Consider the following 614-nt stretch of genomic DNA (forward strand, 5'->3'; position numbering starts at 1 on the left):
TCTTTGCAATTATTATCAATATTTTTTCCAATCCACGGATTATCCAATACCGGCGTAATCATAATTTACCAGCTTATTCTTATTTACCACTCAGTAAGTACTTTAGTTGGGTTAGTTTATTAGTAGACTTTTTGTTTGTTTTGTGGGCCGCAGCTCAAATTGCCGATATCCTACATGAATTTCTTGGCTAATGCCAAAAAACAAACACAAAAAAGTACTGTTTCCGATTATTTCTCTTTTTGCGGTTCTTTTATTAATTATGAGCAGTTTTACTTTTGTCGTTTACTTGTATCGACCATCGATCAAGGACTCGGTCATGAAATCGCAAATTCCGAAAGACGAGAAAGTTACTATCAATCTGTCCCAAACTGAATTTAAAGGGCAGGCCGAAAAAGCAATTAATTCTTGGAACAGCGATCTTCACAGAAAACTTTTTATAATTACTCAAAAGCAAAATCCGACAATCCTAATTGCCGATTTGTCGAATAAACAAATAAATAAGCTTTCAAAAGACGCGGATTATGGGGAGCATATTTTGGGTGTTACAACCACTGGAGCAATCTACATGAATGCTAGTTTTTTGAGTGAAAGTGAAAATCGAGGCTTGATTACTC

Annotated in this window: 2 pseudogenes; both read left to right on the plus strand. The window is 35.2% G+C overall.

The features are described 5' to 3' along the window. A pseudogene (locus KH893_RS11445) lies at nucleotides 1-191 on the plus strand (hypothetical protein); the annotation flags it as partial. A 125-nt stretch (nucleotides 192-316) separates the two neighbouring features. Next, nucleotides 317-614: pseudogene (locus tag KH893_RS11450) on the plus strand (peptidase); the annotation flags it as partial.

Origin of the sequence: Liquorilactobacillus sicerae (assembly GCF_029916425.1) — a bacterium.
GTDB lineage: Bacteria > Bacillota > Bacilli > Lactobacillales > Lactobacillaceae > Liquorilactobacillus > Liquorilactobacillus sicerae.